This is a genomic window from Sulfitobacter sp. PM12 (assembly GCF_045586035.1).
In the GTDB taxonomy this organism is placed as follows: Bacteria; Pseudomonadota; Alphaproteobacteria; order Rhodobacterales; family Rhodobacteraceae; genus Sulfitobacter; species Sulfitobacter pontiacus.
In genome coordinates this window covers 652,850-671,999 of record NZ_CP151529.1, presented here as the reverse complement: position 1 = coordinate 671,999, position 19,150 = coordinate 652,850, and the positions used below count along the sequence as shown (strand labels likewise).

The following is a 19,150-nucleotide window of genomic DNA, read 5'->3' as shown; positions in this document are numbered from 1 at the left end:
GTGAAGCGGCGGGTTAGATGCCGACCTCGATGATCGCCTTGGCGAGGATCGGCACGGTTTCGGCGTTCAGCCCCGCGATGTTCATGCGGCTGTCACCCACCATATAAATACCGTGGTCTTCGCGCAGCTTGTCGACCATGTCAGACGAGGTTCCGAGGCGCGAGAACATGCCGCGGTGTTCGGCAAGGAATCCAAAACGGTCAGAGCCGGAGAGACGCTGAAGTTCGCCCGCGAGCTGGCTGCGCAGGCCCAGCATGGTGTTGCGGATGTCTTCGAGCTCGGCCATCCAGTCGCTGCGCAAGACGTCATCGTTCAGGATGGTGGTGACGATGCGGGCCCCGTGATCGGGCGGGAAGCTGAAGTTCTGGCGGTTGAGAAAGGCCAGCGTGCCCTGGTTCAGCTTTTGCGCCGAGGTGTCTGCCGACAGCGCCATCAGGATACCGGTGCGTTCGCGGTAAATCCCGAAGTTCTTGGAGCAGCTTGCCGCGATCAGACATTCCGGCACCGCCGCCGCGACCTTGCGCGTGGCCGCCGCATCCGCGTCAAGCCCGTCGCCAAAGCCCTGGTAGGCGATATCGATCATCGGGGTGGCACCGGTGTCTTGCAACACTTTGATCACCGCGTCCCATTCGGCGGCGTTCAGGTTGGCCCCTGTCGGGTTGTGGCAGCAGCCGTGCAGCAGGACCACATCGCCTTTTTGCGCGGTCTTGAGGTCGGCGATCATGCCGTCAAAATCAACGCCACGGGTTTCATCGTCGAAATAGCGGTAGGGGACCATCTCCATCCCCAGATATTTAAGGATCGACAGATGGTTCGGCCATGTCGGGTTCGACACAAACACCCGCGCCTGCGGGCGCGCCATCTGGATCAGCTCGAACGCCTGACGGATCGCCCCGGTCCCGCCCGGGGTCGCGGCGGCGGCGACCTGTGCGCGGGGGACCGCATCGCCAAGCACCATCTGCACCATCGCATCGCCAAAGGCAGGATCGCCCGCCAGACCGGTATAGGCCTTGCTGGTCTGGGCTTCCCACAGTTGGTGTTCAGCCGCCTTGACCGCGCGCATGACGGGCGTCAGCCCCGTTGCATCCTTGTACACGCCCACGCCAAGGTCGATCTTGGTCTCGCGGGGGTCATCCTTGTACATCTGCATCAAGGCAAGGATTTTATCGGCGGGCTGCGCCTGTAGGGTTTCGAACATTATGCGTCTCCGGTCGCAACGGGCACGGTGGGGAACATCCCCCATTCTGCCCAAGATCCATCGTAAAGGGACCAATCGGTATGGCCCATCCGTTCCAGTGCCAGCGCGAGTATCGCCGCGGTGATGCCGGACCCGCAGGTCGTGATCACAGGGTGCGACAGGTCAATGCCCGCCGCTTCAAAAGCCGCTTTGGTCTCGGCTACGGATTTCAGTGTTTTGTCGTCGTTCAACAGCTCTGTGTAGGGCAGGTTGCGCGACCCGGGGATGTGGCCAGCGCGCAGGCCTTCGCGGGGTTCGGGCGCGTCGCCGCGAAAGCGGGCTGCTGCGCGGGCATCAACGATCTGCGGTGCCTTGAGCTTGGACGCCTGAGCGACCTGAGTCACATCACGTACCAGTTGGTTCTGGAACCGCACGGTCATGTGGCGGTCGCGGGGGATCGGGGGCATGTCTTCGGTGGGGCGACCTTCGGCGACCCATTTGGGCAGGCCCCCATCCAGCACGGCGACATTTTCCTGCCCCATCAGACGGAACAGCCACCACACACGCGCAGCCGACAGCAAGCCGGCCCCGTCATAGACCACCACCTGATGCCCGTCGCCCACACCCATACCGCGCATCCGCGACATGAACTTTTCAGCAGGCGGGGCCATATGCGGCATATCCGACCGCCCATCCGAGATTTCGTCGATGTCGAAAAAGCGGGCGCCGGGGATATGCGCCTGATTATATTCGGCTTTGGGGTCGCGTCCTGCATCGGGCAAATACCATGACGCGTCCAGCAGACGCAGGTCGGGATCCTTGAGGTGCTGCGCCAGCCAATCGGTTGAAACAAGCGTTTTCGGGTTGTCAGCCATGGGTCCACCCCCTTTTAGAACAGGTTTTTCAATGCCTACCCGCGACGGCCCCCGCAAGCAAGAGCCCGCGACTGTGCACATGCAGCACAGGCCGGAAATGGGCATATTGTGTTCCGTTCAGGCCCCAAGAGCGGGACGGGGCGTCAGCCGTGGTCTTTCAGCAGACGCTGCTTTTGGCGGGACCAGTCGCGCTTGGCGGCGGTTTCCCGTTTATCGTGCAGCTTTTTACCCTTGGCGATGCCGATCTTGATCTTGGCCATACCACGGTGATTGAAATACATCACCATCGGGACCAGCGTCATGCCTTTGCGTTGGGTTTCATTCCACAGGTTCGACAGTTCCTTCTTGGACACCAAGAGCTTGCGGCGGCGGCGTTCCTCGTGGGTGAAGGTCTTGGCCTGCGTGTAAGGCGCGACGTAGGAGTTCACCAACCACAGCTCGCCATCTTCCACGGCGGCGTAGCTTTCGGCGATATTGGCACCGCCGTTGCGCAGGGATTTGACCTCGGACCCTTCAAGGATGATGCCGCATTCGACATCATCGTCGATCGCGTAATCGAACCGCGCGCGGCGGTTTTCGGCGATGACCTTGTAGTTCGGGTCGGATTTGGAAGATGATTTAACCTGTGACATGCCAAGGATGTAGGGCGTTGCGGCCCTGCGCGCAAGATGCCGCAGCGGGCATAACCGCATGGACCATCAGGCGGGGCGCGCCGGCCCTGCCCGCTTAGTCGCCCAGCTTGGCGTGCACCTCGGCAAGGTCGATCTCGCCCGTGGGCATCTTGTTTGCCGGATTGTCGAAATCGTATTTGAACAGCTCGAAATCCTTTTTGAAGATCTCGCGCATCAGATGCATCGACAGATCGTCGAAGTAATCCTCTACCGGGTGGGCGCGCTTGGGTCCGTGGCCTTCGGATTCGTTAAACCGCGGAATGTCGGACAGGTTCACCGCATGGGGCGTGTCGATGGCATCCAGCACGCTTTGCATGCCGTCGTTGAACTTCTCTGTCCAGATGATCTTGTCATAGGTGCCGCCGTTCACGATGAACGTGCTGACATGCCCCGATTGCGCGGACCAGTGGATGTCCGGGTCCATCGGGCGACGCCAGCGAATGGTGTCACGGGCAAACAGCAGGAAGCGGCGGAAGCTGGCGATCTGGTCAAACTCTTGCTTGCCGTCATCGCCGCCGACCTCGATCCCATATTTTTGCACAAGCAGCGGCACCAGATTGCCGCGATACCGCCGGCCATTGCGCTGGATGCCGCAGATCTTGTCGAAGAAAGAGCTGAGGATGCGGGTATATGGATTGCGCACGCAGGTGAAAGCGTAGGATTTGTGGTTTTCCACATTGCGCGTGATCAGCGGCTGAGAGTCGTCATGCGCCCATTTGTGCATGCCCGATTTCGCGTCATGGATGTCGCCGTCAAAGAATTCGCCATGGTCCGAATAGAACATGATCTGCCCGATGGTCGAACAGGCGCATTTGGGCACCACGCGGTAGACCACGCTTTCGCTTTCTGTCATCCATGTCCCTGGGAAACCCATAATCGGCTCTGCCTCCTAAATTTTTTCGCACTTATGCTGCCATTTATGGCGACAGAATGGCCTGAAATATAGAAAAAGCAAATATTCGCGGTTTATTCAATCGCTGTTCGCCTTTATCTAACAAACTCGTCCAGAGCAGAGGGGATGCGTGTTTCGCGATGGCCAGAATTGCCTATATCCTTTTGTGTCACAAAGACCCCGTTGCAATCATCAAGCAGGCGGAGAGATTGACGGCGTCTGGCGACTACATGTCGATCCACTTTGACGCCTCGGCCAGCCCGACCGATTTCGCACAGATCACCCAAGCGCTTGGCAAGAACCCCAATGTGACCTTCGCAAGCAAACGCATCCGCTGCGGTTGGGGAGAATGGTCGCTGGTACAGGCGACGCTGAACGCCGTCGAAAGCGCGATTGATGCCTTTCCGCGTGCCACACACTTCTACATGCTGTCGGGCGATTGCATGGCAATCAAATCCGCCGAATACATCCACGACTACCTTGATGATAACGACGTCGATTTTATCGAAAGTTTTGACTACTTCGAAAGCGACTGGATCAAGACCGGCTGGAAGGAAGAGCGGCTAATCTACCGTCACTGGTTCAACGAGCGCACCCAGAAAAAGCGGTTCTACGGCATGTTCGAGCTGCAGAAACGCCTTGGCCTGACGCGCGACATTCCTGCGGACCTGCAAATCCAGATCGGCAGCCAGTGGTGGTGCCTGCGCCGCCAGACCATAGAGGCGGTGATGGCCTTCACCCGCAAGCGCAAAGACGTGATGCGGTTTTTCAGGACCACCTGGATTCCGGACGAGACGTTTTTTCAGACCATCGTGCGCCATATCGTGCCCGACAATGAAATTCGTGCGCGCACGCTGACGTTCCTGATGTTTACCGACTACGGCATGCCGGTGACCTTCTATAACGACCACTACGATCTGCTGCTGGCCCAAGACTATCTGTTCGCACGCAAGATCAGCAGCGAGGCAACGGACCTCAAGCGCCGGTTGGGGTTGCTCTATTCGGCCAAAGATGTCGAACTGCAGATCAGCAACGAAGGGCGTAACCTGTTCAAGCTCCTGACCGGTCGGGGCCGGATCGGGCGGCGGTTCTCTACCCGTTTCTGGGAGACGGAGAGCACGCTGGGGCGCGAGCGCGAGCTGCTGATTGTCGTGTGCAAAAAGTGGCATGTCGCCAAACGCGTGCTAGAGCAGATGCGTCAGGTCACCAACCTGCCCGCGATCGAATATCTTTTCAGCGAACAGGACACCCCCCTGCCCGATCTTGGCGGCATCCAGAACAGTCTGGGCAAGCGCACCCGCCACCGGCGGTCCCTGATGCGGATGCTGTTCGACTATTACGAGGCCGACCGGCTGATCGTCTGCATGGACCCCGGCGATATCGACCTGCTGAACGACTTTGCCTCTGACCGGTCGATGACACGGGTCCTCGAGATCGAATGCCAGTTCTCGGATGACTACCTGATCGGCCACGCCATGCGCGTGGGGCTGGCGGGCGAACGCACCTCGGCTGACACGCTGGAACGGCTGCTGCCCACCATCCGGAACGACCTGACCCTTGAATCCGACCGCATCCGCGACGCGCAGTTTGAAAACTACGCCCGGATGCGCGAAACAGCCTCGGCGCAGGACAATGCCGAGGCGCTGGCCGCTTTCCTGCGCATCTCTCCGGAACAGGCGCAGCCCATTGCCGACACACATTATCTTTTCACCGATTAAGGACATCCCATGGCTTACAGCTACGACGACCAGAACATCTTTGCCAAAATCCTGCGCGGCGAAATCCCGAACAACACCGTTTATGAATCCGACCACGCGCTTGCCTTTCGCGATATCGAACCCCAAGCGCCGACGCATGTGCTGGTGATCCCCAAGGGCCCCTACATCAGCTTTGACCACTTCGCGGCAGAGGCAAGCGATGCCGAAATCGTCGGCTATGTGCGCGCCATCTCGGAAGTCTGCAAAGCCGAAGGTGTCACATTGGACGCGGGCGAAGGGTTTCGTATGATCGCCAATGCTGGCGCGCACGGGGTTCAGGAAGTCCCGCACCTGCATGTGCATATTCTGGGCGGTCGGCCCATGGGGCGCATGGTGGCGCGCCCCAGCTAACCCGTCACGACATCAATCAGTGCGCAAAAGGCGCGGCGTGATCTTGCGCCGCGCTTATTTGTTCTTACGACCCGCCCGCCAGCGCGCGAAACGGCCCTGCTTTTCGGCGATGTCATCTTCCAGCCGCTCTAACGTCGGATCGATGCGCGCGCGTTTGAACCGACGCCAGCGGACCCAGATCGCATAGACCACCGCGGCAAACAGGATCAGGATGATGATATTCAGGAACGGGATTCCCTTGCTCGCATCCGGCCCGTCCACCACGCGCACGGACACCGCGTTGGGGAAGATCGACAGGAACTCGTTGCGCCAGCCGTAATGCTTGACCGCGACATACTGCGGCGTACCGGCGGCGGATTTCAGATCAGATGCCTCGGCCTGCAGGTTGGTCGTGTCGAACTTGAAATACGGCGGCCAGCCCCAGCCGGTATCCTCGTTGCGGTAAACCATGACGTCGCCTTTGGCCCGACGCGTCTGGATGAAGAAAACATCGCGGTTGCCCAAGGCGGTGCTGTTGCCCACATCCGCATGTGACCAGAAGATCGAGTTCTCGCCAAAGTCGATGCGCTTTTCATAGGTGTCGGTGATCCGTACGATATCGACCTGAGGCAGCGTATAGTGAAAGAACGCGGCAATGATCAGCCAGATCACACCCCAGAAGGTCCATTTGATGATCGCCATCGGCGTTACCCCTTAGTTAAAGTTAGTGAGGTAGACGGTCAGGATGACCAGCCCCACCGGGACAATATAGACCCCAAGGATCAGCTTGCGACGGATCGACCCGTCATATCGTTTGAGCCCTCGTTGCACGAAAATGTCGCGATCCACAAGACGCGGCCCGTCCGCCCACTTCTGGTAAAGCTTGCCGCGCCGTACCCGACGCGAATAGATCGACAGGGCGATATAGATGATCGTTAGAACGACGAACCCGATGACGATCAACCTTAACAAAGCCAGCATAATCCCTGCGCCTCTCTTGTGCCCCGGGCCGGGTGTCAGTCGGTGACGGGCCAGACGATCTTGATCTCGCCGCCGCTTTCACGCTCTGGCGTTTCCAGCTCTCCGCCCAATTGTTGGGCGGCGGCAAGCAGGATGCGCATGCCGAGCCCCGTGCCCGTGGTCCGATCTTTGGGAATACCGGGGCCGTCGTCAATGCAGCTGAGGTGGTAGAAGCCGCCCTTGCGTTCGCCGCGCAGGTCGAGTGTCCCGCGCTTGCGGCCCTCGTAGGCGTATTTCGCAGCGTTGGTCATCGCCTCGTTCACGATCATCCCCACCGATGACGCAGAGCGGGACGACAGATGCGCCTGATCAACCTCTATGTTCACCTGCACCCCGTCGGGCAATTGTTCACTGGTGGAATGGGCGACCTTCTTCAGGAAGGCTGCGATATCCACCGCGGCACCGGTTTCAGTCAGGTACAACGCTTCATGCAGGCTACTGATGGTCGACAGGCGGCCCTGAATGGTGTCCAGCGCGGCGCGGGCTTCGGGGGATTTTTCGCTGCGGATCTGGATGCGGATCAATGCCTCCAGGGACTGGAGCGAGTTTTTCACGCGGTGGTCGACCTCTTTGCGCAGCACCTCGGCATCGGCCAGTGCCTTGCGCAGCTCGATCTGGCGCATCGCCTGCCCCGCCAGCACCTTGAGCGCGCGACGCTGAAAATCATTCAGCTGATGCGGTTTCTTATCCAGCACGCAGAGCGTCCCGAGCGGCAGATTCTTGTCATCCTCCAGCAAGGCACCGGCATAGAACCGGATCGAATCCTCGCCGGTGACGAAATTATTGTCAGCGGTGCGCGGATCGGCGGTGGTGTCGTTCACCTCTAGGTAGTCATCGCCCGCGATGGCATGGGCGCAAATACTGTCGGTGATGTCGCTACCGTCAATTTCAAGCCCGACCTTGGATTTGAACCACTGGCGGTCTTCATCCACCAAAGAGATCAGCGCGATCGGCACCTCGCAAATCTCTGCCGCGAGGCGCGTGATGTCATCGAATCCTTCTTCGGGGGCGGTATCCAGAATATTATATCCCCGCAGCAACGCGAGGCGCATTTCTTCTTGTTCTATCAAAGATGCTTTCATCGGGAACACTCACGAAACAGCGTGCGGAAAGCACTTTTAACCAAGACTAAGGATGCAGACGATAGGCACGGATATGGCCTGACACCCCCATCCCGCGACAGCGATGCGTCAAGATATCGACGTGACAGGGTACGTCAAGCCATATTCCCTGTTTGTACTCGCGGTCACCCCCAACCGCCAAAAGGGCGTTTGCCCCCCGTAAAGGGGGCAGCGCAATCAGCCTACGACGTTGAAATCAGGGCCATAAGGATAGCCGGTGATATTGTCGTTACCGTCTTCTGTGATCACCAGAATATCATGTTCGCGGTAGCCGCCCGCGCCGGGTTGACCTTCGGGAAGGGTCAGCATCGGCTCCATCGAGATGACCATGCCGGGTTCAAGCACCGTGTCGATGTCCTCGCGCAGCTCCAGCCCTGCTTCGCGGCCATAGAAATGCGACAGCACGCCGAACGAATGACCATAGCCAAAGGTGCGGTATTGCAGCAGATCACGCTCTTCAAGGAAGGCGTTGATCTTGTGGGTCACATCGGCGCAGCTGACACCGGGCTTCAGCAGGCTCATCCCGTATTCATGGGCGGCGACATTGGCCTCCCAGATTTTCAGGCTAGCGGGGTCCACCTCTCCGGCGAACATGGTGCGTTCCAGCGCCACGTAATAGGCCGAGATCATCGGAAAGGTGTTCAGCGACAGGATATCGCCGCGCTCCAGCTGCCGTGCAGTGACCGGATTATGCGCACCATCGGTGTTGATGCCGGATTGGAACCACACCCAGGTGTCGCGGTATTCGGCGTCGGGGAACCGCTTGGCGATTTCAAGCTCCATCGCATCGCGGCCTGCCATTGCGATGTCGATCTCGCGCGCGCCGATCTTGACCGCATCGCGGATCGCATAGCCGCCTACATCAGCAACCTGAGCGGCCTGACGGATCAACGCAATCTCTGCCGGAGACTTGTGCATCCGCTGGCGCATGGTCGTCTCGAACAGGTCGATCATCACCACCGGCTCAAGGAAATCTTCCAGCTTGTCGCGCTGCATTAGCGTCAGGTGGTCCCCTTCATAGCCGATCACCGCGCCCTTGCCCGTAACCGAGGCGACGGCGCGCCAGTAATTGTCGCGCTGCCAGTCGGTGTAGGTGATGTTGTCGCAAAAGCTTCGGCGCCACGGCTGACCGGCGTCGATGCCTGCGGAGATCGTCACACAGTCTGTCTCGGTCACCACCAGCCCATAGGGGCGGCCAAAGGCGCAATACAGAAAGCCCGAATAATAGGCGATATTGTGCATTGAGGTGAAGACCGCCGCCGTCGCACCGGCCGAATCCATCCGTTCGCGCAGCTCTTCCAGACGCGCTTCGTATTCAGCGGTGTCAAACGGCAGCGGAGACTTCGTGCCGTTATGGAAACGGTACATATCGGGACGGGCGGTTTTGGATGTATTGGTCATATCAGACCCTCCTTCTCAGAAAGGTCCCGGCGTGCAGGACGCAAGGGCCGTGAAATGCAGGACGACGCCATCGTCCCAACCCACCCCCTGTCTCGCCGATTTGCGCGGCCCGATCAAGGCTCACTTTATGCCAAGCAGCGCTTTCACCATATCGCTGTCGGGGTCTTCCAGCAGATCGATAATGTCAAAGTGGTGCCGCCCCTCGACGACGAACTGCTTGGCTCCCCACACGCGCGAGAATTGCTCGGCCTGCTCCAGAAAGGCGGGGCGCTCATCGGCCCCGACCCAGATCGTGACGTTCACCCCATGGGGCGGCGTCATGTTCACGGGGCTTTCCGCCGTCGCTTCGGCTTCGTCCAACTGAAGAATGTCGTTCATAGAGGTCTGCAACAGCGGCATCAGGTCTGCCACGGGCGAGATGGACACGATATTCTCGATCCGGTCGCGGACATCGCCGGACAGGATCAGCGGGTCGGTCATGCGGGCAACCTGCTGCCCCCCTGCGGAATGGCCGACAAGCGCCAGCGCACCTTGGGTGCGTTTGGCGATCTCGGAAATGGCGCGAGCGACTTGTCCGGTGATCTGGCTGATCCGCACATCGGGGCACAGGTCATAGCCGACCATCGCAACCGCATAGCCGCGCGCCAGAGGGCCAGCCGCCAGATGGGACCAATCGGCAGGAGCAAACGCTTTCCAATAGCCACCGTGAACAAAGATCACCGTGCCCCGCGACACGCCTTCGGGTTCAAACAGATCATAGACTTCGCGGTCGGTCGGCCCGTAAGAGATATTCTTTTGCGCACGAAACCCCAGCTTCTTGCGGAATGCCGCTGCGGCGTCTTTCCAGCGGGGCGGATATGCCTCTGCGTTATCGATATAAGCGGCGTTGGCATAGGCGTCGTCTAGCTGCATGTGGTCCTCCGTCAGCGTCCCGATACGAACTGGAACTAGACAATCATAGCGTTTGTTGCTTTGGGTAACCACAGACAAAAGCGGAGAGATCAAAATGACTGACGCAAAGACTGACCTGAAATCAATGCTCAAGGATCCAAGCCTGCTAGAGACCCGCGCCTATATCGGTGGCGAATGGGTGGATGGCGACGATGGCACCTTTGATGTGGTGAACCCCGCCCGCGGCGATGTGATTGCCAAGGTCGCCAACCTCAGCCGTGCGCAGGTGGCCGGTGCCATCGCCCAGGCGGAAAAGGCACAGAAGGAATGGGCCAGCTGGACTGGCAAGGAACGGGCCGGCGTCATGCGCAAATGGTTCGACCTGATGATGGAAAACCAAGACGATCTAGGGGCCATCCTGACCGCTGAACAGGGCAAGCCTCTGGGCGAGGCCAAAGGCGAAATCGCCTATGGCGCGTCCTTCATCGAATTCTTCGGCGAAGAGGCCAAACGCGTCTACGGCGAGACCATCCCCGGCCACCAGCGCGACAAGCGGATCACCGTGATCAAGCAGCCCATCGGCGTGGCCGCGTCGATCACGCCCTGGAACTTCCCCAACGCGATGATCACCCGCAAGGCCGCGCCCGCGCTGGCCGCTGGCTGCGCCTTCGTGGCGCGCCCCGCTGCGGAAACACCGCTGTCGGCAATCGTGATGGGTGTGCTGGCCGAACGCGCGGGCATCCCCGCAGGCGTGTTCAACGTGCTGCCGTCGTCCTCTTCTTCTGCCGTGGGCAAGGAGTTCTGCGAAAACCCCGCAGTGCGTAAACTGACCTTTACCGGATCAACCGAAGTGGGCCGCATCCTGCTGAAACAGGCTGCCGATCAGGTCATGAAATGCTCGATGGAGCTGGGGGGCAACGCGCCGTTCATCGTCTTTGACGACGCCGATCTGGACGCCGCTGTCGAAGGCGCGATCCTGTGCAAGTTCCGCAACAACGGCCAGACCTGTGTTTGCGCGAACCGCATCTACGTGCAGGCCGGTGTTTATGACGCCTTCGCTGAAAAGCTGAAAGCCCGCGTCGAAAAGATGAAGGTCGGCGACGGCTTTGAAGACGGCGTAGAGCTGGGGCCGCTGATCAACGGCGATGCCTCCGAGAAGGTGAAAGAACATGTCGAGGACGCGGTGTCGAAAGGTGCCGAAATCCTGCTGGGCAGCAAAGAAGAGAAGATGGACGGCAACTTCCTCGCGCCGACCATCATCACCGGTGTGACGCAGGATATGAAAGTCTCGAAAGAGGAAACCTTCGGCCCGCTCGCCCCGCTGTTCAAGTTCGACAACGAAGACGACGTGATCGAGATGGCGAATGACACGATCTTTGGTCTTGCGTCCTACTTCTACGCCAAAGACCTGAGCCGCGTGTACAAGGTCGCAGAGGCGCTGGAATATGGCATCGTGGGTGTGAACACGGGCATCATCTCGACCGAGGTCGCGCCGTTTGGCGGCGTCAAGCAGTCCGGTCTTGGCCGCGAAGGCAGCCACCACGGGATCGAGGATTACCTTGAGATGAAATACATCTGCATGTCGGTCTGACCTGCGGATCATCTGGGATTAGAAACGGGCGGCGGGATCATCCTGCCGCCCCTTTTCGTATCAGCCGTTCAGCGCGCGGGTGATCAACTGGCCCAAGCGCGCGATCCCTTCCGCGATCTTGCCTTCGGTCGACGTGGAGTAGCTGAGCCGCAATGTATTGCGCCCCGACCCGTCCGCGAAAAACGCGTGCCCCGGTACAAAGGCGACCCGTTCGCTTTCCAGCGATTGTTTCAGCAGATCGGCCCCGTCCAGCGTGTCGGGCAGTGTCACCCAGATGAACATGCCGCCTTCGGGTTTGGTCCAGCTCACCCCATCGGGCATATGCGCCTGCAGCGCTTCCAGCATAGCATCGCGACGGGCACGGTAGGCGCTTCGGATCGTGTCGATGTGGCTGTCGAAATGCTGCTCCGCGACCGAGGCCACGGCAATCTGGTTCAATGTGGCACTGTGCAGATCCGCCGCCTGTTTCATCAACACAAGTTGCGAGATCACCGGCATCGCGGCGCAGACCCAGCCCACACGCAGCCCGGGCGACAGTGTTTTCGAAAAGCTGCCGCAATAGATCGTCCGACAGGCTTCCAGATCACCGTTCCGGCGTTCGGCCTCAAGCGCGAGGATCGGCGGGATCGCGTCGCCGTCAAAGCGCAGCGACTGATAGGCCGCGTCTTCGATCACGGCGATGTCCATTTCCTCGGCCAGATCAATCACCCGCTCGCGCGCGGCGCGGCTGACGGTGGCCCCTGTCGGATTGGCAAAATCAACGGAAAGATAGGCGAACTTGGCCGCGCCGCCTGCCTCTTTCGCGGCGGCGGTATAATCCGCGCCACTGCGGTTGCTCAGCGGGTCCAGCTTGTCGTAGCGCGGCTCGTAGGCGTTAAAGGCGCCCAAAGCCCCCAGATAGGTCGGCCATCCCACCAGCGCGGTATCCCCCGGCGACAAGAACAGCTTGCCCAGATAATCCAGCGCCTGCTGCGAGCCCGAGGTGATCAGGATGTTGTCCGGCGTCGCGGGAATACCGATCGCCTGCATCTGCGCGGCAATCCAGACGCGCAAAGGTTTGTGCCCCTCGCTGGTGGAATACTGCAACCCCTGCGCCGCCATCGGCCCGTTCAGCGCCTCGGCAAAAGCGTCCTGAAACGCCGTTTTTGGAAACAGATCAGGGTCAGGAATACCACCCGCGAAAGAGATGATATCCGGCTGGTCCAACAGCTTGAGCAGCTCGCGAATTTCCGACGCCTTCATGCGATTGGCGCGTGTGGCAAATATTTCCTGCAGTGACATCCGGCGTTCCTCCCCCGACTGGATCGGGGCACTGTGCCCACTGCGCTATTTTAAGTCAACAACTGTGACCTAGCCCCCATGCGCGCACAAAAAAGCCCGGCGCAAATGCACCGGGCTTCGTCTGTCACTGAGGTGTCGCTTAGTTAACGGTGTTCGCGTCAACCACATCCTTTTCAATCGCCTTTGGCGCACGCGCGATCTGGATCTGGCGCGGCTTCAGCGCTTCGGGCACCTGACGTTCCAGATCGATGTGCAGCATACCATCGGCATGGGCCGCGCCGGTCACTTGCACGTGATCCGCCAGATGGAAGCGGCGTTCGAACGCGCGGGTCGCGATGCCACGATGCAGATAGGTTTTGTCCGTATCCTCATCAGCTTTGCGCGCCGAGACGATCAGCGATTTTTCACGGACTTCAACGCTCAGGTCGCCTTCGGTAAAGCCGGCGACGGCGATGCTGATACGATAGGAATCATCGTTCAGTTTTTCGATGTTGTAAGGGGGATAGCTTGGCTGCGGTGCGTCGTTGGCCATCACGCGATCCATCAGATTGGCAATCTGGTCAAAGCCGACAGTCGAACGGTGCAGCGGTGCAAAATCAAAACTACGCATAGGTATTCATCCTCGTTTGAGCGATAATCATTCAGGCCTTCCACCATGGACAGACCCTGGGTTGTCTGCCGGAACCCTCAACAGGCGTTCCGGTGACATGCATGTGGGGATGGGTAAATCGCGTTTCAAGGGGACAAAATCACCCCGATGACAAGGTCAGGGTTTGACGAATTTCGCGCCGGTGGTGCGGCGGCGATCCTCTGACGTGATGCGCTTGCTGACAACACCTCCGCCTTGGAACACCCCCTTGCCTGCCACCAGATCCGCCTGAAGCCGGGCCAGCGGCGCGCCAAGCGCGGTACCAAGAGACACTTCCTTGTCCTCGACATGGGCCTTGGCGGATACGACAGACACAATCTGCGGCACCCCGTTTTCAAAGGTAAAGATCGGCGCACCACTGGCCCCGAAATCAACGGAGCATGTGGTCACCAGCACGCCTTCTTGGCGGGCCAGCACGCTGCAGACCTCTTGCAGGGACGGTGCCTCTGACCGGTCTTTGGCATAGCTCACCACCCCTAACTGGTCGCCACGGCGCGGACGGCGGGCGGTATCGAAGGGTTTGATCGTGGTATTGCGGATCGGCCGGTCAAGTTCGAGCAGGGCCAGATCGTTGCGCACACGGTCCGAGGATACGACGCCGTCGTAGACATAATCGGGATGCACCACCGCACGGCGCACATTGCGATAGGCCCCCGCCCGCCCGTTGCGCCAACCGGCAAGGAATTCTACCTCGCCATGATCAATGCGCTGCTTGCTTTCCCTGTCGTACAGACAATGCGCCGCCGTCAGCACCAGACGGGGCGCGATCAACGCGCCGGTGCAAAACCCCTTACCGCCGATATCCAGACGGCCCACGGCTTCCCACGCGCCGGCATCCACTCCCGTGTCCAGCCTGCGCAGCCGCGCATCCTGAGCAAGCCCAGCCGTCGCGACGGTCAGGCACATGATAGAGATGGCTACCCAACGGCGCACGGATATCGCTCCTACTTCGGTGAGGTCTGGTCTTTAGCCTCTCCTAGCCGCGAGATAAGGCGAAAATGCGGCGAAACCCCTAGCGGAGGCGAGGAATCTGCAAGTTTGTGCCTTTTTCTTGCGACAACGCCGGAGGCTTCGGCCCACCCGACGCCCAATCCAGCAACTCTACCGTGTGCACCACGGGCACGCCCGCCGCCGATCCGATCTGCATCATGCAGCCGATGTTGCCCGCCGCGATCACATCGGGGTTCTTGGCCTGCAGGGTTCTGACCTTCCGGTCTTTCAACTGCTTAGAGATTTCGGGCTGCATCAGGTTATACGTCCCCGCCGACCCGCAGCACAGGTGTGAATCCGCAGGCTCGACCACGGTAAAGCCTGCGCGTTTCAGCAAATCCTTGGGGTAGCTTTTGATCTGCTGGCCGTGTTGCAGGGAACAAGCGGCATGATAGGCCACGGTCAGGCCGTGATGGGCAGGCGTGGGGGCCTTAGGCGCATCGATGCCCGCGATATCCCCCTTGGCGGGGTTGGGCATGGCGACAGGGTCTGCGTCCCCCGCAAGATCGTGCAGCACCTCGGATACATCCTTGGCGATCGCCGACACCCGCGCCGCATCCGCCGCCAGCGGGTCATTGCGGAACATATGGCCGTAGTCTTTCACCGTGGTGCCACAGCCCGAGGTGTTGATGACGATGGCGTCCAACCCCTGCCCGTCCATCTCGGCGCACCATGCCTTGATGTTGCGCGCCGCGGTGGCGTGGCTTTCGCTGGTTTTGCCCATGTGATGGGTCAGCGCCCCGCAGCAGCCCGCGCCTTCGGCGACGACCACTTCGCAGCCCTGCCGTGTCAGCAGGCGGATGGTGGCGTCGTTGATGTCGGTGTTCAGCGCCTTTTGCGCACAGCCCGTCATCAGCGCCACCCGTTTGCGCGGTGCCCCCTGCGCCGGGAAGCTCTGCGGGTCGTCGTTGCGGCTGACCGGAGGGATCGTCTTGGGGGCCATCTCGATCATCGCACGCAACCGCGCGTCGGGCATCAACCGCGCGAAGGGCCGCCCGATCTTCGCCCCCAGAAGTGCCAACCGGAACCGCGTCGGATAGGGCAGGATACGCGCCAGAATCCACCGCAGGGCACGGTCGCTGAAGGGCCGTTTGTAGCGTTTTTCGATGTAATCGCGGGCGTGATCCACCAGATGCATATAGTGCACGCCCGAGGGGCAGGTCGTCATACACGCCAGACAGGACAGGCAGCGGTCGATGTGTTTGACCGTCTTTTCATCCGGATCGCGGTCGTTTTCGAGCATGTCCTTGATCAGATAGATACGCCCGCGCGGGCTATCCAATTCATCACCCAACACCTGATACGTGGGGCATGTGGCGGTGCAAAAGCCGCAATGCACACAGGCGCGCAGAATCTCGTTGCTGCGCGCCGTCGCGGGGTTTTTCAACTGTTCTGCGGTGAATGTGGTTTGCATGAAAGCTCCGGCATTGCGGGCACGAGACCCTGACGAGGTAAAGAGTTAAGCGGCGACGGTGCTGGCCCAGATCAGGCCGAACCAGGGCAGCGTGGTGGCCAAGATCCCCAGCACATTGGTCCAGCGCTGCGTGACGGGGCCGGGATAGGCGCGGCGCAACACCTGCGCGACAAAGGCCAGAACGGCGATCCAGCCCAGCCAGATACAGGCAATCGCCCCCATCGACGCGAGCAGGTTTTCGCCCCAATACTGCGCAACGCCATAGCGTATCGCCATCCCCGCCACGGCACAGAGAAAAGCCAAGAGCACCAGCGCACGTAGGCTGCGCCGATCAGGCTTGCCACGGGTCAAGAGGCGGAACACCAACGGCCCGCCGATAAAGACGACAAGGAAGACCGCAAGCAAACTCATGCCGCGCGGTCCAGCTGGCCCGCGTTGAAGATGCCCTTGGGATCGAACTGCGCCCGCAGGGCCGCTGTCAGCCGCGCCACACCGGCGGGTTCGGGGTGGAACACGCCCAAGCGCGCCTTGCTCTGCGCATCAGCCCGCACCAGCGTTGCATGCCCATCCATCGGCCCGATGGCCGCGCGCAGATCATGGCCCGCGGCGCTACGCAGCCAGATCAGCCCGCCCGCCCAGTCATAGGTCCAGCGCTCTGCCCCCGACCGCGCCGCGATCCCCGGCGCGTCAGAGGGTTTGCACGACACGCGCCACACATCACCCTGCCCCTCGTGAAACGCCGCCACATCACGGATGCCGGACCAAAGCGCCTGCGTCGCCGCTGCATCGCGTTGCTCGACCTCTGCCCCCGCGCCGGCGAGCAACGATTGAAGCTGGCTCAGACGGTAGCTGACCGATGCCTCGAACCCTTCGATGCGCAGTGCGGTTTCGCGGGTGGCAGGGTCATGGGCGGCACCTGTCACCTCGAACGGGCTGCCAAGGGCGCGGGCCATCGCAGCCACAGCGGCCCCATCGTCCAGCCCGTGCAACACCAAGGTCGCCTGCGTTTCAGGGCGTGGCAGCACCTTCATCGATACCTCGCTCAGCACACCCAAAGTGCCGTAAGACCCCGCCATCAGCTTGACCAGATCATAGCCGGTGACATTCTTCATCACGCGCCCGCCGTTCTTGACCACGGCACCGCGCCCGTCGACAAAGCGCACCCCCAGCAGAAAGTCCCGCGCCGCCCCGACCGAGATCCGCCGCGGCCCGCTGATATTGCCTGCCATCACCCCACCGATCGTCGGCGTGCCGCTGGTGCCCAATAGTCCGCGATGGTCCATCGGTTCGAACGCGAGACGCTGGTTTTCGGCGGCCAGCGCCTCTTCGATCTCGGCCACGGGGGTGCCGGGTTTCGCGACCAGCGTCAGCGCACCGGGTTCATACAGCGTGATCCCCTGCAGCCCCGCGACGCGCATGATCTGACCTGTCGCGGGCAGGCCGCGCGTGCCGCCCCCCTGAACCGAGATCGGGCCAGCGGCACCTTTGACCGCTTCGACCAGTGCCTCTTCGGATGTGATGGCCATATCTCGGCTCCTTCGTCGTGCGTGTGATCTGTTGAAGATCAGCAGTTAATCTGGCGCGGGTTATTCCGCCGCCAGCGCCACGGCGCGGCGTGTCTCTGACGCGTCCAGCGGAAAGACCTTGGCGGGGTTCAGCAGCCATGCGGGGTCGAACACATCCTTCACCGCCATCTGCGCCTCCAGATCGTCGGGGGCGTATTGCACATGCATCAGATCGCGTTTCTCGATCCCGACGCCATGTTCGCCGGTCAGACAGCCACCCACTTCGACGCAGAGCTTGAGGATCTCGGCCCCGAATTCCTCGCACAGTTCCAGATCGCCCGGTTTGTTGGCATCAAACAGGATCAACGGGTGCATATTACCGTCGCCTGCATGGAACACATTGCCGACCTTCAGCCCGAACTGATCGCTGAGTTCCTTGATGCGTTTGAGCACGAAGGGCAGCGAGGACACAGGGATGGTGCCATCCAGACACATGTAGTCGTTGATCTGCCCCATCGCGCCAAAGGCCGATTTCCGACCCAGCCAGATCTTGGCGCTTTCCTCTGCGGATTTGGATTGCCGCAGCTCCACCGGACTGTGCCGCTGCGCGATGTCGGAAATCAGACCCAACTGGTGGTCAATCTCCGCGTCGGAGCCTTCGACCTCGATGATCAGCAATGCCTCGCACATGGGATAACCAGCCTTGGCGAAGGCTTCCGTCGCTTCGATACAGGGGCGGTCCATGAATTCGATGGCGACGGGCAAAACACCCGCCTTGATGATGTCAGAGACACATTCCCCCGCGACCTCGTTGTCGTCGAACCCGATCAACACGGGCCGCGCACCTTCGGGTTTGTGCAGGATGCGCAGCGTGGCTTCGGTGACGACCCCCAGCTGCCCTTCAGAGCCGCAGATCAGCCCCAGCAGGTCCAGCCCGCCCGCATCCAGATGCGCGCCGCCGACCTCGATCACCTCGCCATCCATCAAGACCATCGTAACGCCCATGAGGTTGTTGGTCGTCACCCCGTATTTCAGACAATGCGCCCCGCCCGAATTCATCGCGATATTGCCCGCGATGGCACAGGCCAGCTGGCTTGAAGGGTCGGGCGCGTAAAAGAAGCCGTCTTCCTCGACCGCGCCTGTGACGCTCAGGTTGGTACGCCCGGTTTGCACCTTGATGATGCGGTTGGGGTAATCGGTTTCGATCACCTCGTTCATACGCGCCACGCCAAGGATCGCGCAGTCCGCCGTGGGCAGCGCGCCCCCCGCCAGCGACGTACCGGACCCGCGCGGCACGACGGGCACGCCCTCTTCGTGGCAGATGCGCAACACGTCCGACACCTGCTGTGTGGTATAGGGCAACACCGCCACCATCGGCGCACATTTATAGGCGGTCAGCGCGTCACATTCATAGGCCCGCGTCTCGCGTTCATCCGAGATGACAGCATCAGCCGGCAAAACCTGACGCAGCCGATCAACCACGCGCGTCTTGCGCGCGATCACGGCTTGGCTGGGAATGGGCATTTCCATGGCGAACCTCCAGTTTGGTAAAATAATATGACCAATTAAAGACATTGGCAACATA

19 protein-coding genes are annotated in these 19,150 nt (G+C 60.7%); 3 read left to right on the top strand and 16 right to left on the bottom strand.

Features of this window, described 5'->3' with window-relative positions; all coding sequences use genetic code 11:
• Positions 1–13: 13 nt before the first annotated feature.
• The 4 genes from AADW22_RS03150 to AADW22_RS03135 form a co-directional block, all read right to left on the bottom strand.
• On the bottom strand, positions 14–1,198 hold the full coding sequence (locus AADW22_RS03150; protein ID WP_407474243.1) for an aromatic amino acid transaminase: 1,185 nt from the start codon (positions 1,196–1,198) through the stop codon (positions 14–16).
• Entirely contained in the window at positions 1,198–2,052 is an 855-nt protein-coding gene (gene sseA, locus AADW22_RS03145) for a 3-mercaptopyruvate sulfurtransferase (protein WP_407474242.1), read from the bottom strand. Before sseA ends, AADW22_RS03150 begins: the two co-directional genes overlap by 1 nt.
• 143 nt (positions 2,053–2,195) lie before the next feature.
• Complete coding sequence (gene smpB / locus AADW22_RS03140; protein WP_009825868.1) at positions 2,196–2,684, bottom strand: SsrA-binding protein SmpB; 489 nt, start codon at positions 2,682–2,684, stop codon at positions 2,196–2,198.
• A 94-nt stretch (positions 2,685–2,778) separates the two neighbouring features.
• Positions 2,779–3,597 carry a sulfotransferase family protein gene (locus AADW22_RS03135; RefSeq protein WP_037943017.1) on the bottom strand — a complete coding sequence of 273 codons (819 nt, stop codon included), beginning with the start codon at positions 3,595–3,597 and terminating at the stop codon, positions 2,779–2,781.
• Positions 3,598–3,755: 158 nt separating this feature from the next.
• On the opposite strand from AADW22_RS03135, the gene AADW22_RS03130 reads away from it, so the two are divergent.
• Both AADW22_RS03130 and AADW22_RS03125 read left to right on the top strand, forming a co-directional pair.
• Complete coding sequence (locus AADW22_RS03130; RefSeq protein ID WP_407474241.1) at positions 3,756–5,333, top strand: DUF5928 domain-containing protein; 1,578 nt, start codon at positions 3,756–3,758, stop codon at positions 5,331–5,333.
• 9 nt (positions 5,334–5,342) lie between these two features.
• Positions 5,343–5,723, top strand: coding sequence for a histidine triad nucleotide-binding protein (locus tag AADW22_RS03125; RefSeq protein WP_005851062.1), 381 nt, complete (start codon positions 5,343–5,345; stop codon positions 5,721–5,723).
• 54 nt (positions 5,724–5,777) lie between these two features.
• Here AADW22_RS03125 and AADW22_RS03120 read toward each other — a convergent pair whose 3' ends face one another.
• The 5 genes from AADW22_RS03120 to AADW22_RS03100 all read right to left on the bottom strand — a co-directional run bounded on the left by AADW22_RS03120 (position 5,778) and on the right by AADW22_RS03100 (position 10,156).
• Positions 5,778–6,404, bottom strand: coding sequence for a DUF1523 family protein (locus AADW22_RS03120; protein ID WP_005851059.1), 627 nt, complete (start codon positions 6,402–6,404; stop codon positions 5,778–5,780).
• Between the two features lie 12 nt (positions 6,405–6,416).
• Positions 6,417–6,683: a hypothetical protein gene (locus tag AADW22_RS03115; protein ID WP_005851057.1), complete on the bottom strand. Its 267-nt coding sequence runs from the start codon at positions 6,681–6,683 to the stop codon at positions 6,417–6,419.
• Between the two features lie 35 nt (positions 6,684–6,718).
• A complete protein-coding gene (locus tag AADW22_RS03110; protein WP_132997477.1) occupies positions 6,719–7,804 on the bottom strand; it encodes a histidine kinase dimerization/phosphoacceptor domain -containing protein in 1,086 nt (361 codons plus the stop codon).
• A gap of 216 nt (positions 7,805–8,020) precedes the next feature.
• Complete coding sequence (locus tag AADW22_RS03105; protein ID WP_407474240.1) at positions 8,021–9,244, bottom strand: aminopeptidase P family protein; 1,224 nt, start codon at positions 9,242–9,244, stop codon at positions 8,021–8,023.
• 120 nt (positions 9,245–9,364) lie between these two features.
• Complete coding sequence (locus tag AADW22_RS03100) at positions 9,365–10,156, bottom strand: alpha/beta hydrolase (protein ID WP_180828596.1); 792 nt, start codon at positions 10,154–10,156, stop codon at positions 9,365–9,367.
• Positions 10,157–10,250: 94 nt separating this feature from the next.
• Here AADW22_RS03100 and AADW22_RS03095 point away from each other — a divergent pair, with 94 nt between their 5' ends.
• Positions 10,251–11,726, top strand: a complete 1,476-nt coding sequence (locus AADW22_RS03095; RefSeq protein WP_260004617.1) for an NAD-dependent succinate-semialdehyde dehydrogenase — start codon at positions 10,251–10,253, stop codon at positions 11,724–11,726.
• Between the two features lie 60 nt (positions 11,727–11,786).
• Here AADW22_RS03095 and AADW22_RS03090 read toward each other — a convergent pair whose 3' ends face one another.
• The 7 genes from AADW22_RS03090 to AADW22_RS03060 form a co-directional block, all read right to left on the bottom strand.
• Positions 11,787–13,007 (bottom strand): PLP-dependent aminotransferase family protein, encoded by a 1,221-nt coding sequence (locus tag AADW22_RS03090; RefSeq protein ID WP_407474239.1) that lies wholly within the window; start codon positions 13,005–13,007, stop codon positions 11,787–11,789.
• Between the two features lie 139 nt (positions 13,008–13,146).
• Complete coding sequence (locus AADW22_RS03085) at positions 13,147–13,617, bottom strand: Hsp20 family protein (protein ID WP_317937539.1); 471 nt, start codon at positions 13,615–13,617, stop codon at positions 13,147–13,149.
• 156 nt (positions 13,618–13,773) lie between these two features.
• Positions 13,774–14,562: a serine protease gene (locus AADW22_RS03080; RefSeq protein WP_037944884.1), complete on the bottom strand. Its 789-nt coding sequence runs from the start codon at positions 14,560–14,562 to the stop codon at positions 13,774–13,776.
• 106 nt (positions 14,563–14,668) lie between these two features.
• Entirely contained in the window at positions 14,669–16,060 is a 1,392-nt protein-coding gene (glcF, locus tag AADW22_RS03075; RefSeq protein WP_407474238.1) for a glycolate oxidase subunit GlcF, read from the bottom strand.
• Between the two features lie 45 nt (positions 16,061–16,105).
• Positions 16,106–16,471 carry a hypothetical protein gene (locus AADW22_RS03070; protein ID WP_037943001.1) on the bottom strand — a complete coding sequence of 122 codons (366 nt, stop codon included), beginning with the start codon at positions 16,469–16,471 and terminating at the stop codon, positions 16,106–16,108.
• The gene (locus AADW22_RS03065) at positions 16,468–17,586 is read right to left on the bottom strand and encodes an FAD-binding protein (RefSeq protein ID WP_407474237.1); all 1,119 of its coding nucleotides are present in this window, start codon (positions 17,584–17,586) and stop codon (positions 16,468–16,470) included. Before AADW22_RS03065 ends, AADW22_RS03070 begins: the two co-directional genes overlap by 4 nt.
• Positions 17,587–17,646: 60 nt before the next feature.
• Positions 17,647–19,095 carry an FAD-linked oxidase C-terminal domain-containing protein gene (locus AADW22_RS03060; protein WP_407474236.1) on the bottom strand — a complete coding sequence of 483 codons (1,449 nt, stop codon included), beginning with the start codon at positions 19,093–19,095 and terminating at the stop codon, positions 17,647–17,649.
• Positions 19,096–19,150 lie beyond the last annotated feature (55 nt).